The following is a 15,436-nucleotide window of genomic DNA, read 5'->3' as shown; positions in this document are numbered from 1 at the left end:
TCTCGTAGAGATTGAAATGGAACCCTCTGTTCACTACTTCTATTTCCCCTTTTCTTTTTTTATACTGTCCATAGAAATTATCTCTATTTTATTCACTGCTTTTACATCTCTGTCTGCTGCCAGGTCATCAGGAGGAAGAAGGAGAAATCTGCCGCCGTCCTTCAAAGGTTTCTGGCCGATTTTATCTGCAACGATGATTCTCTCACCTCCGGGCGCAAGAAATACCTCTCCATAGGAAAAGGTTGCCTGATAACCGTCAGGAGAGGAAACAAGAAAGACAGTGTCCGTCTCTGAACCAACGCCTGCTTTCTTGAGCAGGTCACGGAGGGATACGCCGGTGAACTGCTTCAATCCATGGTAGCCTCTGCCGTCGCCCACTTCTTTTGTGAATGTTTCGATCTGTGGGTAGCCGCTCAAATCTGTAATTTCCAGGGACTTGCCTTTAGAGTCAACAATAGTGAAATTGGGCGAAAAGAGCATCTCCATTTTTTTCTTCGGTTTGTCCTTTTTCAGATCAACAATCTCAATATGTGAGATATCCTCGATACTCCGGTCGGTGAAGAAGTCGTTTGCTACGACCAGCTTCGGAAAACCTATCTTTCGTTTGAGCTTGTTAAGCGCGGATTCATAGAAGCTTGCCTGATGACATTCTCCGCAGTTAGTGTGATGAGGCGTGACAGGAGTTGCCGAGATCGCGATAATTATATCGGAAGGATTTTTGTAGAAAACCTCACCCCAGGAAAGGGTAGCAGTCTTTCCTGATCTGTCCCGGACTACAATGGCAAGATCTAAAGGTTTTTTGAAAAGTGCCCCTGTCTTTTCGATATATGCCATTTCAAGAAGGGTTTTTAAAGGAACACCTTGGTACGTAAATACACCATTGTAATTCCTGTCACGAGAAATCTCGGCAAGCCTTACCGTAACAGATTGAAATTTTGCGAGGTCATCGGCACTGAGGCTAAGCGGTTGTTTGACCGCGCCGCCAATGGTCAGCACTACAGAAGGAGAAGCTCCGACAACTATGGCACATAGAACACAGAAACAGACAACCATAAGGAACATTTTTTTCATCATACCGTATTCTCCTTACTATATTTCGTTATGTCCCAAGGGATGCTCTGGAGATATTATGGCAGCAACAGCAATAATACAGGTAATTAAATACCAGTAATAACCAATAGCACACTTGAATAACAATTGGGACTCATTAATTACTATTATACTCAATATTGCAGTGTTTATGCAAGTCTATCTTTACCCAAATTGTGCCACGATGCCCTTAGAGTAGACCGCGATTTACGAGCCTTGCAATCCAATGATGTATGCGCTTGACTTTTGTATGTAATAAAATGTATCAATAAGTCATTATTAAACCCTATCGTGTAGTAGTAATCCTAATTAGTTTTATCTGTCCGCTTTCAGATGCTATGTACTAAAAGGAGGAAAGGAATATGCGCTGCAACTATTGTGAATGGCGCTGCGAGCTTGGGAACGGCAGGCTGGGCCTATGCAAGATGTATGTTGAGGATAATAACGGCATAAAGGAGCGTTTCCCGGACAAATGGTGTAACTGCGGAATATCCAGGATAGAGTCTATCCCCTTCTATCATGCCTATCCGGGGAGCCGCAGCCTCACCGTAGGGACGAGCGGCTGCAATTTCAACTGCAAGTATTGCTCCAACGCATTTATTGCAAAGGAGGATCCCGCGCTCGTGCAGGACAGGATGCTGGATTATTCCCCGCAGGAGATTGTTGGGATGGCTAAGAAACTGGGCTGCCACAACATCGTTTTCAACGTCAATGAACCTACAGTCTCCCTCCCGACACTGATAGAGGTTGGAAAAGAGGCGAAGGCACAGGGTATTCCCATGGGCTGTCTAACCAACGGATACACGACGGAAGAATCCACTGAGTTGCTCGCCTCCGTTTTCTCATTTTTTAATATCGGTCTCAAGGGGATTTCGGCCCGGTTCAACAAGGACTATATAGGCATCCCTTCAGTAGAACCTGTGCTTCGTACCATCAAAAGGCTTGCCGAAACAGCCCACGTGGAGATTGTAACACCGGTGATCCAATCGGCCAACGATGATGAGCTTGACGCTATATCGGATTTCATTGCCGGGATAGACCCCGAGATCCCCTGGCATGTTTTTCGGCTTCTACCGGAACACGATATGAAAGATGCCGAATATCCCAATATTGAGGCCATCAATGATGCACTGGAGACTGCACGGACCGAACTTGCCCATGTCTATTTCCATAACTTTGTCGGCTCCGATTGGGTCAACACTATCTGCCCCAATTGCGGGTTTGTGGTTATTGAACGCTTCAGCCTCGGATGTGGTGGGGACAAACTCCATCGCTTCCTCTGTGACGGTAAGTATTGTCCGGAGTGTCATCGTGAGATCAGGCTACTAGGAAAAAAGACGGAATGGAACAGTCTGGAGGTGCAATCATGAGTGTGGCAATTATCGATGCACGAGAATGGCAGAACATTTTTGACCTCCGGACCGGAGCTAAAGTGGAAGCTGACGGCCCTGTTGTGAAGATGATGCGAGGCGTACTGGGGGCACATCCTTATCCGGGAGATACGGACACCAGGAGTAATAGATGGGTAAGCAATGTTGCCCTTGATCTCATAGAGCAATATTGTCCTCAGCTTGTATTCCTGGCCTATGCCGGGCAGTACTTTACGAACCGCTATACGCCAATGACCGGTGACGAACGGGCAAAAATGTTCGCTGCCGTTTTTTCCGAGACGAACCGGTTCATAGCAGAATCGGGTTTTACACCGGTTATTATCGGGACGGGCGGCATGACGGATTTTACAGATTTTATCGACGTAAGCAGGCTTGACGGCCTGGCTGTTTCTACCCATTGGTCGGCCAGATACGCCGGTCTGCACAACCCCAGTGTCTCCGATCTTATATTTTTGGAGAAACATCCTAATATTGAAAGAATTGTGGGCAAAAATGAGCTGCTGAGTCTTTTTAATGCATCTCCAAGCGAGGCATTACGTGTGCCGGAGTATCTCTTGCTTGCGAAGGAAGGCTGTACTTTCAAGACGTCAAGCGGGACACTCCGTAAGGCGCTTATGGTGCCTGCCAACAGTTTTCATATTCCCTTGTCGTGCCCTTCAGGAGACCCAAAGGGAATAACAGATATTCGAGGCATTGTTGACTCGGCACTGAAGAAAGATAAAGTGGCTGTTATCGTCCTTGAGGGTATAGGAATGGAGGATTTCCCCTGGCCGCACACGAGTTGCATAAATGGACGGGACTGGTACTATTACGAACCTGGCGAGGCTCAGTATCTTACTATCATGACGGGCGAACACAGGGTCTTTGACTATCCCACAGGGTACAAATACTATGAGGAAGATCAGGAGACTAAGGAATACCCCTTCTCAGGGTACTTCACCTCAATCCCGACAGGCACGCTGGCGAGCCAATTCTCCGGGAAGAGCGTTGCTGTGGGGAACAAGAGTATGTTTATGCATATGGTTGTCGGCGCAGATCTTTCTGTGGAGTGTTTTGCACGGAATCTCTATAACCAGGGAACCATGGGGGTTGTACACCGACAGAACAAAATGTAGCCGTAAATATTGTGCAGACAGGGTCTGCAGTCCATGAGACCCCTGGCAGGTCTCTGTAGGGCAATTCTACTGCAAATTTATGTCGAAACTGAATTTATAAAGGATCTTTTCAAGTTTATTCAAGGATTTGCGATATTCCCGGATATTTGCAGAGTTGTAGCATTCCTTGAGAGCGTCACGCTTTTGTTCCATTTCCTGGGAGCGATTTTTTACCTTAACCACTTGTCCATCTTTCAGGGTTATATCCAAAACCGTTCTGAAAGCAAGGGCTTTCTGATAACCCATGTTAATATATGGCTCCTTGATAAATCCCCTGGCGAGCCTTATTTTACCGTTGAATGGTATTGCCTCATTCCGATCATGGGAGTTAGCTTGACAGGAACTCTTAGCAGACACGGTTCCTCCGATTGATTTGTAATTTTCATTTTCTCCTATAGGGATTATGCCTCTGAAATATAGTGTTTCAGGAGTAAGTTCATATATGGCACATAAATTCCGATGGTAAGAAACATGCAGATCAGGCTGCCGCACTCCTAATTGCTCAGAAGACACAAGATCGTCTCCAGTCTTGCCAATGAGAACATACCGATCATCGTTAATCAGGAATACGTAAAATATCTGTGCTGCCATGGGTTCTCCTGTTGATTATGTCATTTCATTAAAATATGAATAAATCACTCTCCTGCTTTCTGAAATTACGCTCCCATAGAATCAAATATTTGTTTTCGCACATAACAATAAGAGCTCTAACTTTCAGATATATCCATTTTGGTAAATTACAAATTGTTATAATAAATATTATAAAGTTTGTTTAAGTTATTATAAGTTATTATTAGTTACTATTAGTAATTATCATGTCATTTTTAAAAATACAAGATAAAATTTCCTGTTCAGAATTGTTGACACAGTGTCGGCAGACTTTTTTAGAAACTGTTTCTAAAAAAGTCAGACTCCCCGTGTAATCAATACTGACGGGGATTTTAGCCTCGAATATTTATTTTCTAACACTGTGTTAGAAACTTATTTTCATCAAGATTATGAAATTTGTCGGGATGGAGAATTTTCGCAAGCCACATGGCGAGAAGAAAGACCTTGCTGCTTCCGTGTCCCCAGAGGAATACCCCCTTCGGGACAGGTGTAGACCCTTTTTTCTTTTACCGCCTTAATAACCTGCCAGCGGGGATAAGCAGCGCTGTTACCCTTTGAAAAAGAGAAAAGGGTAAGGAAAATATGATTTTTTACAGCGTGTATTCAATGTGAATATAAAATAACTCTTTGTTCCAAAGCAAAACCGGCATTGGGTTTACAGAGTATTCACTCTTTGCTCCAACATTTGGAGCAAACGCTACAGACGTAGTGTCATTAGTTCATTCAATCGCTAAATGTAACCTTATTGCCTTTTCAGTTTCTTCAATCCTCTCTTCCGGGAGTGTGATTATATATCTCTTCAGTCGTCCCTTATCTACCGCCCTCATTTGGGGTATCTTGAGTTTCGAATCAGTATCAAGTCCGCTTTCCTCTTTGCTTACAAAAACATCGAAGGGATATATCCTGTCTACTTTTGAAGAAAATGGGATAACCGTTATTGTTTTTAAATATTTATTTGCCTCATCACAGGAAATGATGACGGCAGGCCTTATTTTTCTTATTTCTGCGCCAACAGAAGGCTCAAAATCTACAAGATAAATGTCCCCGCGCTTCACTACTCTAACCCATCCTTGAGGGTGTCTTCCCACTCCTTATAAACTTCGTAATCCTCTTCTGCTGCTTCTTTATATGCAGCTTCAAGTTGTTTTCTGAACTTCTTTTTTTCTTCAGCCGATTGCTTCTCTCTTATAGCTTCAGCAATGAAGGCGGATTTATTCTTAATTTTGCGAAGGCTTTCCCCGATCTCTATCGGCAATGTTATGTTCAATCTTACTGTATCCATATACACCTCCTATCTGTATAATGATACATCATCGTAAAAAGATGTTCAATACACAATGCAAATCTTATGTTTTTAATACAATCCTGGGGGTGACCATCCCTATGAGAAAAAGTCCCTCATGTCGATATCGATATAGTTTTAGTGCATCTTCTCCGGTGGAATGGGTTCTGGTGAGTCCTTTTACCATTGGGTCTTATGCGTATTGCCAATGCGTTACATCCCGGATTTTTTTAAGTTCGAAACGTTTAGTCCCTATTCCCCCACGTTTTAGCATCTGATAAGGTAAAATTTAATCTCTTTTACATTCATTGGACGGGAGCTTGATCATTTGCGTCCACTGTGGACGCAAAAAAGGTTCATCGGCCCAAACCAAAGCCTGTATTGGGTTTACAGGGATTTTATGTTTTGCACCAACAGTTGGTGCAAAAGTTTAGGATATGCTCCTTGAGCAACAGATAAAGAGCAAATCATATCCCTCCTATATAGATGAGCCCCAGAAAATTTTCCCCCTCTCTGGCAACCGCCGATACAAGGTCGGCCAATCTGGTTTTTATGAGACGCTTTTCGTGGGATATCCCTGCCTTGTAGACAATAGTCACTACAGTCGTCGGCGGATAGTATTTCCCGAGTAGAGACGCGAGGTCTTTAACTTCCTTGAGTCCCATAAAGATTACCATCGTGTCGCCTGTTTCTGACACTGTCTTAAGCGTGCCTTCATTTCCTTTGAGAGCCCAGGGGGTGGTAAGCACTATTGACTTCTTATCGGAGGCGATGTTTTTCCCCATCATTGCGTTGGCGGCGCTGAAGGAGTTAATTCCCGTCACCACCTCAATTTTCCCTGTAAATTCCGGGAGGAGCCAGTTCTCCCAACCGCCATAGATTGTAGGGTCGCCAGGTTCCAGGATGGCAACACTTTCCCCTGCCTTCAGAGTGTCCCATATGCTTTTTATTTCAGCAGCACGCAACTCGGTGGTCCTTTTCTTAACCTCTTCGTCGGAGAGGCCGGGATGCGCCTTCTTGTACACAGGCTCAAAACTGGTAAAGGGATCAAAGAGAATGGGTTTCCCGCCCATGTACTTGGAAAACCGTTCGGTGATAAACTTACCGCCTACAAATGCCCCTGCTTTGCCCATCTGCGAAATTGCTTCAAGGGTAATGAGGCTTGTATCTCCGCATCCAACCCCTATTACCAAAACTTTAGGGGTTGCCTTGAGACTTATAATCTCTATGGTTTTAACGGTCTGCACCATTCTGTCGGCCAGGAAGTCGTCAGGAACAACAAGCGAGAAACCTTTACCTTTAACGGTTGATGAGCTTTCATTTTTATTGCACATTATTATCCGGTCACTTTTAGCCCCCATAAAAATCTCTCCGAAGGACAGAAGGGACCTGTAGCCATCAACGGAGGTGAACAAAAATACTGTTTCAGGATCATTGTCTGCGTCGACCTTCCGGAGAATTTCCCGTATGGGCACTCCTTCGAAATTTTTGAGCCCATGATAGCCCCTGCCTGACCCGACCTGTTTCAACGAAATCCTGGCGGTGCGATATCCTGACAGATCACCTATTTCTAACGTTTTGCCGGAATTGTCTTTTATCGTAAAAGTGGGTGATGCTGTTTTGCTGTCCGGTTTCCATTGTGCCTTACCCTTCAGATCAACGACTTCAATATGGGCAATGTCCTCAAGACAGCGTTCAGTATATAGGTCGTCTGCAATGACAAGCTTAGGAAATACGATTTTACGGCTGAGTTGATCCATGGCGGGTTTGTATATAGACGACGGATGACACTCGCTGCAGCTTTTAGGTGCACCCGGCATGACAGGGCTTGCTGAAAGAGCGACAATTATGTCGGACGGTTTTCCGTAGAAGACTTCGCCCCAGGAGAGAACTGCTCTTTTGCCGTTTTTATCAGTAACTACTATTGCAAGGTCAATAGGTTTCGAATAACCTTCTACTTCTTTCTGTATTGTCGCCATCTGGAGCAGGTTTCGAAGGGGAACGCCTCGAAAGACAAAGACCCCCTTGAATTTACCGTCCCGTGTAACCTCGCTGAGCCGGGCTTCAGCCTGCCCGGCGTTTAAAAGATCCTCGTTGGTCAGGTTAAGGGGTTGCCGTACAGCGCCGCCGATGCTAAGCGCCAGAGCAGGCGAAGCAAGTGCGGCCATTATGGCAGCAAAAAAAACAATCAACAAATAAAGGTATTTATTATCTTTCATCTTCTTCTCCTGTATTCACAAATAAATTATAAATCCTGTATTCTCACCGGCTGCCGGAACAAATAAAAAATGGCGCAAAGGGGAAAGCCGTACTTTTTGTACCGTGCAAACTACCGGAGAAACACAATGCTTTTATGATCCTTCTGTAATTCATGGCAAGGTGTAGGAAAAAGAGTCGAGAACGCGCCATGTGTTTCTCTTCTCCTGCGGGACAAGGGCTTTCCAGACCACTGTTGCACGTGGTCCATCGACAGTAACGAGGATATATCCGTGATATCCGGAATTGCTATACTCTCCTTTAACTCGTGGACCCTCTCCGTAAGCGCCTGACCACTGTACGAGGCGTCCCCCTCCGGTACCGACAACAATCTGGCGTATTTCATTTCCTGCTGAATCTGCAATAACGGCACGGTTGTACAGGTGATCATGGCCGCAAAAGTAGACCCTGCTGCCGGCATTACCCAGACTGTCCCAGAAGATGTCCCGGTCCTCCTTGTAGAATGCAAGACAGTCACGGTGTCTCACCTGAAAGGCAGGCTCGTGGGCATAGACAAAGACATGGGGGTTCCTGTTTCCAGCCAGTTGCCCGTTGAGCCAGCCCTGATTCACCTTGTGCTGGCAATTTCCGCAGACATCGAGACCTATAATGAAGGCATTTTTATGGCGGAAACTGAAGGTAAACCCATCCTCTCCATCAGGGCCATTCTTTGGAATATAGGGCTCTCTGAAGGCCTCTTTAAAAGCCTGTTCAAGCAAGACCAACGCTCCTGGCGCAGGTTCCAGGCGGGTTGGAAGCGGAGGCAGCGCTACCCGTTCCGGACCGACGTCGTGATTGCCCCGTATGGGAAAAACAGGGATACTCGCGCTGTAAACAGGTTCCATGGCTGATCTCCAGTTGGCGTACTGGACACTGAAGCTTGTATTATTGTTCCATATCCAGCCATTGATCAGGTCTCCTGCAATAAGTACAAAATCGGGCTGCTCAGCAGCAATATCCCGGGCGATTGCCCGGACTATCGGTTCGTTGATGCAGGGATAGCCGGCCACCTCACTCTTTTCTCCCTGGGTATCGCTGATTACTGCAAATTTCCACGGAGCAGGGTGACGCTGAACTTTAGAATCATGGGCGTAGCCATTGCCAGGAACCAGAACAAATAATAATAGCAGTACAAAGAAATATTTTCGCATCAGTTGCTTTATACTGAACAAAGCATAAGACTTTGTTGTGTCTTTCCTCATTCTGCCAGTCTCCGGATAACATCATCATAATCCTTGATCATGCTCGCAAAACGGATGCCGCCATTTTTCTTAACTTGCATAAAACCTGCTCCCTCGCTTATTGATCTCAGCACCACGTCTTTTTCTATTACTATGCTTCCTGAAAGCATATCGATGCCGTACTCAAAGAGTACTTCCGTCAGAGGCGTAGTAGGTCCGAGAAGCATTTTGACGCTCCCCTTCCTGCAAAGCTCAAGAATGCCCTCGACGGTATGGTTAATAAGAGTAGTGCTTGAAATTACGACTATGTCCGACTGCGGGAGAAACTCACTTCCCCTCTCTTCAGGATAGTCCCCCGGTCTCGGCTGCCTTTCTATTATCCAGAGGTTCTTTGCTTCCTTCGCCACATTTGCCAGAAAAGGGAAGTGACCGATAACGGAGATGTTCTTCCCTTTGCCCATATCTTTGACCATCTGTAGCCCGTCGATATCAGTGTATTTGTCCGGGTTAACATCAAGGAGTGAATTGATGGCTGCGAGCCCGAGAGATGTTTTTGTCGGGTCGTTGAAACAATAGCGTGCAAGCTCAAGGGCGGTCATCCCGGTGAAAGAACCTTCCATCCCCCCCGCCATGTCCTCATTGCAGCAACTCCCCTGAGCCATGGTCGATGCAAGGCCGCAGTGTCTGCTTACTACAGCAGTCCAGTTGAGCCCTCTCCTCACCTCCTGCACCTGGGCGTCTTCTTTGATGCTCTTAAGTATGCTTTTTAGAATTTCCATATAGTCTCCTTTTGTTTTAACGCAATTTACTGCCGATATAAATCAGACCGAGAAAATTCTCTTTATTAGCGCTGATATCCTTAACAACCTTTTCGAGGGTAGTTTTTATTTTTATCTTGTTACCTGTTATTCCGGCATAAAAAACGAGATGAACAGGAGTGTCTTTGGCATAATATTTTGCAAAAACAGGGGCAAGATCATTCATTCTGGATATTCCCATAAATATAACCATTGTTGATTCGGTCTCGGCTGCTGACTTTATCAATGATTCATCGTATTTCAAAGTTTCAGGCTCAGTAATGATAACGGAAGTTTCCGTTATGTCATACTTGCCGAGCATGGCGTTAGCAGCAGCAAAAGAGCTTATCCCGGGGATAATCTCAACCTTATCGTTCGGGAAATTCGGCGATAGCCAGTTTCGCCATCCGCCGTAAATCGTGGGGTCGCCAGGTTCAAGAAGCGCTACTATCTTGCCTGAGTTCAATGCATCCCTGATCATCTGCATATCCCTGTTATAAATGTCTTTGGCCATTTTCTCAGCTTCTTCCGCGGATAGTTCGGGATGGTTTTTCCTGTAAAATGTTGCAAGCTGAAGAAAAGGATCAAAGAGAACTGGCTTGCCAGACATATATCCGGCAAAGCTATGTTTGTATTTTTCCATGCATATAAAAACATCTGCCTTGCCCATATAGCTAATAGCCTCATTCGTGAGCAGGCTAATATCACCACAACCCATTCCTATAACGTAGATCATAGGCTTTTGTTTCAGCTTTACCTGCTTTATCTGACTGATGTTTTTTACCCACCTGGCTTTACTGCTATCACCTGTTACAACAAGGTCGTAACTGTATTGGCTGTTGTTTCTGTTTTGTATAATAATAACAGGAGAATTTGAGTTTTCAAGCTCGGTAAATGAAAAAGAAGCAGAATATCCATCATCTGAGATGGCAGTGAAAATATCCGTATATTCCGCTTTGACTGACAGTTTACTTAAGGCCTCATACAAGCTGCATCCTGTGTATAAATTTGTTGATGTCTTTGCGGATAATGCTTTTATATTTTTTGAAGGTACTTTAATCGTTTCGCATTTTGCAAGTGCTTCGAGCAAAGAAATCTTAGCCTTATTTTCAACATATGTTATATACTGCAATTTATCATCTTTATTTTCGTCTTGTTTCACGAAGAATTGCATGACTTCGATGGAGATTATATCTTTCGATGAAAAGATATCTTTGCTGCCGGTTTTCATCACCAATTCAGGCAGCCTGTTAGTTTTGTTATTAACAAGAATAATCTCGTTTTCAGAGCCTTGTAATATATAATCCAGGGAAAATATTATCTGTTTCCCGTCTTTGTTTTTAATTGAAACAGCAATATCTGAATTGTTTTTTATATTTGTCTCTTTTTCAGCGTTGTCATAATTCCCGGGCTTTTTATTTTTACTGGCCAGTTTATCTTTTTCGTTTTTTTGTATTTTAACTATCTCAAGCAGTGTTCGGATTGGAGTGCCTGTATATTGATCTGGTTTTCTTGTTTTACCTTTCATGGTTTTAAAAACGGTTACCTGTTTAAATTGAGACAGATTTTTTGTCGTAAGCCATATTGGATTCTGAACTATGCCGGTTATGCTAAATGTTGTGTTGGATTCACCTTGAACACCCCGGCTGCCTATTACCGGCAGTCGTTCTGCAACCTCCTGTTTATGATGTCTCAGATCAGCTTTTACCTTGTTGTCTGGACTGCTGACTGTTCCGGGTGCTAAAGTGTTTTCTGCCTGCACTCCGAAACTTACAAAAGATAAAATAAAAAAAACCGGTATTGTAATCAACAAACTCTTCTTTATTTTGTAATATTTCATGCCGACCTCCTTTTTTGTTATAATTTATTGCTTGTGTTGTTTTCTGAACATTTGATTTTAAAAATGTTTCTCTTGGGACGTTCAGCTACATGTTCTGTAGAGGTTTCATTGCGAGTGCATTGTCGAGCAAAAATGTTAATCTGCGGCGGTCTGCTACGCCTTGCGTAAAGATAAAATGGTATGCCGGATAGTGCGATTGCAACACCAAGAGCAGACCTTACAGGGCTTGACAGGAAAATTTGTACTGCAATATATAAATAGGTAATAATAAAAAGCATAGGAATAAAGGGGTGGCACGGGGTTCTATAAGGTCTTTCAAGAAGCGGCTTCTTCCTGCGCAAAATCAGATGCGCCAGAGCAGATCCTATGGAGGAAAGGAGCATAATGAAAACAACAGCACCAAGTAGATTTTCAAATGTATCTGCAACAATATAAAGGCATGCCAGCACTGCCTGGATAAACAAAGCTACATGAGGCGTACCGTACCGTTTATGAAGTTTCTCGAAATGTGACCAGAAAAATCCGTCCTTTGCTATTGCGTATGAGAGACGTGCGCCGGCAAGAACGGTAGCGTTTATACTCGCGGCGATAGCTAATATGATCGCCAGGCTGATTGCCTGAACAAAGCGGCTGCTCATAAGTCGTTCCCCGGCCGCCTGCCCGACATTGACAACCCCCTTGAGGCTCTCAATGGGTATGGCATAGAGGTAAGCCACATTGATAGCTACATAGAGTACCATAACAATGGTGGTCCCAAGGATAAGAGACAGAGGAAGGTTGCGTTCCGGTTTTTTTACTTCGTCACCTAAATACGCCGAGACAAACCAGCCGCTGTAGGAAAAGATTACAGCTATCATGGCAGGGCCAAGAAATTTAGATATAGAGAAGGTGTTCGCCTCACTTCCGGTAAAATGCCTCCAATCACCCTTTCCCGATGTCAGTCCGCCTATTAAGAAAAAGATAAGTATTGCAAGACTTCCGATTGTCCAGAGATTGTGAGTGGTCCCTGTTAAACGAACTCCCCTGTAGTTGACAAAAGAAAAGAAGACAACAACGGTTAAAGCAATTATTTTTTCACTCATAACTCCGGAATAACTAAAAAAACCGGTCAGGTATTTTACAAGCGCAATAGAAAGAACTGCAATAGACCCCGGATTTATTATCCAGAAGCATATCCAGTTGAGGAGAAAACCTGCCCATGGGCCGTAAGCTGCCTTTAGATAAAGATAATCGCCACCTGACCGGGGAAACATACCTGCCATTTCCGCATAGGTAAGCGCCCCACAGAGTGTGAGAAGCCCTCCGAAAATCCATATACCTGCGAAAAACCACGGGTTGTTAAGTTCACCGGCCAGAAAACCCGCGGTAGTAAAGATGCCGGCGCCTACCACATTGCCTACAACAATCATCGTGGCATCAAAAAGGTTCAGTTTTCTTTTAAACGACATAATACTCCTGCACGTTATTTCCACAATTCATTATCAGCATCATTTTATATTTGCTGCCTTATCCCACCAGATCACAGCCCATCTGACGGTCCTGTCGTAATCCATCGTCCACCGTCCTTTATTGAAAATAAGATGTCTGTCAAAATAGTCTTCAAGTTTTTTCTCCTCTTCAAATGTTATTTTACCCAACATCCACCTTATCGAATCAATCGCTTCTCCATGGTTCCCGTAGGTCTTGTGATTATCCTCCACGATAAAATTCACATTGGCATAAATGCCCATCTGATAGAGAAGATTGTAATTGTATATGTAGTCGGGTCCCGCATTAAACTCTCTGCCGACAGCTTCAAATATGTGCCTGTCATGGGGACCGTCATCTACAATTGTGGAGATATACACCCGTTTTCGTGCGATGTTATTCAATTTTGTAATACCATGCCGGAGATCATGCACTACAAGTGAACGCGAAGCTATGGCAACGTCATGAAGCCCTATACCGGCTTTGCTCCAGTTATCTTCCCAGCTTGCCTTGACTGTCCTGACATTGGCGATCCCGACCTGAATACATTGTTCCTGGAGAATCTCCAGCATTTTCTCCGAAAAATCGACTGCTGTAACGGATTTAACATGTCTTGCAAAAGGAATGGCAAGCGTGCCGGCGCCACAGGCCATATCAAAAATGCTCCAATTTTTTTTTGGATTCATGATTTTCAGAAATGCCTCGGCATATCCTGTTTTCATTGAAATTTCAGCAAAATCCGGTGCCCTTTTGTTCCAGAAAGCGCTGTCCCGCTCCTGGAAGTTACATTTAGCCCTCGCCTCTTTCCATGCGTCATTCCAGTCAATTGTTTTAAAATTCATAACACTGTTACCTCAAAATATAAATTCTTAAGGATATTTTATTGTTTCACTGACCTTGGTTAATTAATGTATAGTAACGTTTATCCTCTGCACAGGGTCTGCATAAAATACTGCCGTCTCTGTATACTTCCCTCTTGTCCATAATACGCTCTCCGCAGGAGGAACAGGTCACAATCTGGAGAGGTTTGCCCGGCATATCCTCCGGTTTCAGATCTACAGATACTTGAACGATGTTAAAAAGATCTTCTTCCGGCATCGTTACGTAGGCATTTGGATCAGACGATTTTTCAAGCTCTTCGCGTGTAACCTTCCTATTGCCGTCTTTATTTTTCAAGAAAACCCGAACCGCTTTGCCTGTCTTCAGATTTACAAATGTAGCAGCCATCTTGCCGTAATCAAATATCTTCATAGTCCGTTTGCCCGGATGGCAGCCGGTTGTCGCCAGGATTGCATCCGTCACACACCTGTCTGTTTCGGCAAACACAATAATATCCTTTCTGTCTTTCCCTTTTGGGTCGTCTATACCTATTGCTTTGAGCCCGAGAATTGACATTCTTGTACCGATTGCAATCCCTGCGCAAAAATCGCCATGAAACGCCTTTGCCTCTTCAAGGCATATTTCCAAATCAAGATTGTCTGTATCCATAGAGTATGTCTCCTTTTTATATATGGTTGCTCCATCTTCAGTTACACCCTGTCAAATATGTTTATCTTCTTCACACATTTTTTAAAGAGGTGGTATGCGCCTACACCCTCTGAAAGCATGTCAAGGGCTTCCTCAGGCCTTGTTACCAATACACCGCTCACAACGTTAACGTTTCTTTTGAAAAAGGCATCAGGCAGAAAACTTGCCGTAGGTCCTGTAACTATCACCTGTGCATCTGATCTTACATAACTCAGAAGCTCATCTATGGTTCCATTAGCGATAGAGGCCCCTGTAATGATTACCGTATCACAAAGAGGGATTACTGACTGCGTATCTTCTGCTGGTATAAAATACTTTGCATTGTCACCTATCAGGCTCTCTCTTCTTCTTTCAATTACGTTGAGTTGAATATTACCAACCTTTTTTAGGCGCTCGAGAAAAGGGGGGAATGCCCCTACCATACCGATCCTTTTTGTAACGTCCAGATTTATGCTGTCCATAACATCGCTGTCTTCGATGATAAAATATCTTTCACTGGTAAGGAAAAAGCTGGATAGTGCGTTCAATACAACAATTTTTATTGTTTTGTGCATCGGGGTATCACTCAAATTATTCAGGACTTCGTAAGCAGACATGCCCTTAAGCATAACAGGTCTGTCTTTCGTGAATATCGGGCTTGCATGGCATAGATCATCATGAATCTCGGAGACGGGCGTATAAGAAACCCCTCCGCATCCATTGGACAGTTTAACGCCGGAAAAAAATATCCCCATTACGATTCTCTCAATAGTTATACGTTTTAAGCTCTCTCCGTATAGTCCTTCAATAATGCTTATCGTTTCCGTTATTATCATATTGTGCCTTTTAAAATTTGCATGTCAC

Annotated in this window: 14 protein-coding genes; 2 read left to right on the top strand and 12 right to left on the bottom strand. The window is 44.1% G+C overall.

The genetic code is table 11. The annotated features are described in order from the left end of the window. Positions 1 to 39: 39 nt before the first annotated feature. Positions 40 to 1,074, bottom strand: a complete 1,035-nt coding sequence (locus NT178_10455) for a hypothetical protein (protein MCX5812949.1) — start codon at positions 1,072 to 1,074, stop codon at positions 40 to 42. A 377-nt stretch (positions 1,075 to 1,451) separates the two neighbouring features. On the opposite strand from NT178_10455, the gene NT178_10450 reads away from it, so the two are divergent. Together NT178_10450 and NT178_10445 are read left to right on the top strand one after the other, a co-directional pair. After that, positions 1,452 to 2,459 carry a radical SAM protein gene (locus NT178_10450; protein MCX5812948.1) on the top strand — a complete coding sequence of 336 codons (1,008 nt, stop codon included), beginning with the start codon at positions 1,452 to 1,454 and terminating at the stop codon, positions 2,457 to 2,459. After that, the gene (locus tag NT178_10445) at positions 2,456 to 3,595 is read left to right on the top strand and encodes a hypothetical protein (protein MCX5812947.1); all 1,140 of its coding nucleotides are present in this window, start codon (positions 2,456 to 2,458) and stop codon (positions 3,593 to 3,595) included. Before NT178_10450 ends, NT178_10445 begins: the two co-directional genes overlap by 4 nt. A 66-nt stretch (positions 3,596 to 3,661) precedes the next feature. On the opposite strand, the gene NT178_10440 is transcribed toward NT178_10445, so the two are convergent. From NT178_10440 to NT178_10390, 11 genes are all read right to left on the bottom strand, one after another. Then, positions 3,662 to 4,225, bottom strand: a complete 564-nt coding sequence (locus tag NT178_10440; GenBank protein ID MCX5812946.1) for a hypothetical protein — start codon at positions 4,223 to 4,225, stop codon at positions 3,662 to 3,664. A 737-nt stretch (positions 4,226 to 4,962) separates the two neighbouring features. Continuing rightward, positions 4,963 to 5,298 carry a type II toxin-antitoxin system PemK/MazF family toxin gene (locus NT178_10435; protein ID MCX5812945.1) on the bottom strand — a complete coding sequence of 112 codons (336 nt, stop codon included), beginning with the start codon at positions 5,296 to 5,298 and terminating at the stop codon, positions 4,963 to 4,965. Next, positions 5,298 to 5,525 (bottom strand): hypothetical protein, encoded by a 228-nt coding sequence (locus tag NT178_10430; protein ID MCX5812944.1) that lies wholly within the window; start codon positions 5,523 to 5,525, stop codon positions 5,298 to 5,300. Before NT178_10430 ends, NT178_10435 begins: the two co-directional genes overlap by 1 nt. Positions 5,526 to 5,992: 467 nt before the next feature. Then, positions 5,993 to 7,744, bottom strand: a complete 1,752-nt coding sequence (locus NT178_10425; protein ID MCX5812943.1) for an SAM-dependent methyltransferase — start codon at positions 7,742 to 7,744, stop codon at positions 5,993 to 5,995. 150 nt (positions 7,745 to 7,894) lie between these two features. Then, entirely contained in the window at positions 7,895 to 8,983 is a 1,089-nt protein-coding gene (locus NT178_10420; protein MCX5812942.1) for a metallophosphoesterase, read from the bottom strand. Continuing rightward, positions 8,980 to 9,741, bottom strand: a complete 762-nt coding sequence (locus tag NT178_10415; protein ID MCX5812941.1) for a DUF364 domain-containing protein — start codon at positions 9,739 to 9,741, stop codon at positions 8,980 to 8,982. The genes NT178_10420 and NT178_10415 overlap by 4 nt, the downstream gene beginning before the upstream one ends. 16 nt (positions 9,742 to 9,757) lie before the next feature. Further along, positions 9,758 to 11,599, bottom strand: coding sequence for an SAM-dependent methyltransferase (locus tag NT178_10410; protein MCX5812940.1), 1,842 nt, complete (start codon positions 11,597 to 11,599; stop codon positions 9,758 to 9,760). Between the two features lie 17 nt (positions 11,600 to 11,616). Beyond that, positions 11,617 to 13,047, bottom strand: coding sequence for an amino acid permease (locus NT178_10405; protein ID MCX5812939.1), 1,431 nt, complete (start codon positions 13,045 to 13,047; stop codon positions 11,617 to 11,619). Positions 13,048 to 13,086: 39 nt separating this feature from the next. Next, complete coding sequence (locus tag NT178_10400; GenBank protein MCX5812938.1) at positions 13,087 to 13,908, bottom strand: methyltransferase domain-containing protein; 822 nt, start codon at positions 13,906 to 13,908, stop codon at positions 13,087 to 13,089. A gap of 46 nt (positions 13,909 to 13,954) precedes the next feature. Beyond that, entirely contained in the window at positions 13,955 to 14,554 is a 600-nt protein-coding gene (locus NT178_10395; GenBank protein MCX5812937.1) for an FmdE family protein, read from the bottom strand. 41 nt (positions 14,555 to 14,595) lie between these two features. After that, positions 14,596 to 15,408 carry a DUF364 domain-containing protein gene (locus NT178_10390; GenBank protein MCX5812936.1) on the bottom strand — a complete coding sequence of 271 codons (813 nt, stop codon included), beginning with the start codon at positions 15,406 to 15,408 and terminating at the stop codon, positions 14,596 to 14,598. Positions 15,409 to 15,436: the final 28 nt, after the last annotated feature.

It is taken from the genome of Pseudomonadota bacterium (assembly GCA_026388255.1).
GTDB lineage: Bacteria > Desulfobacterota > Syntrophorhabdia > Syntrophorhabdales > Syntrophorhabdaceae > JAPLKB01.
This window is presented reverse-complemented; position numbering and strand designations above follow the sequence as displayed.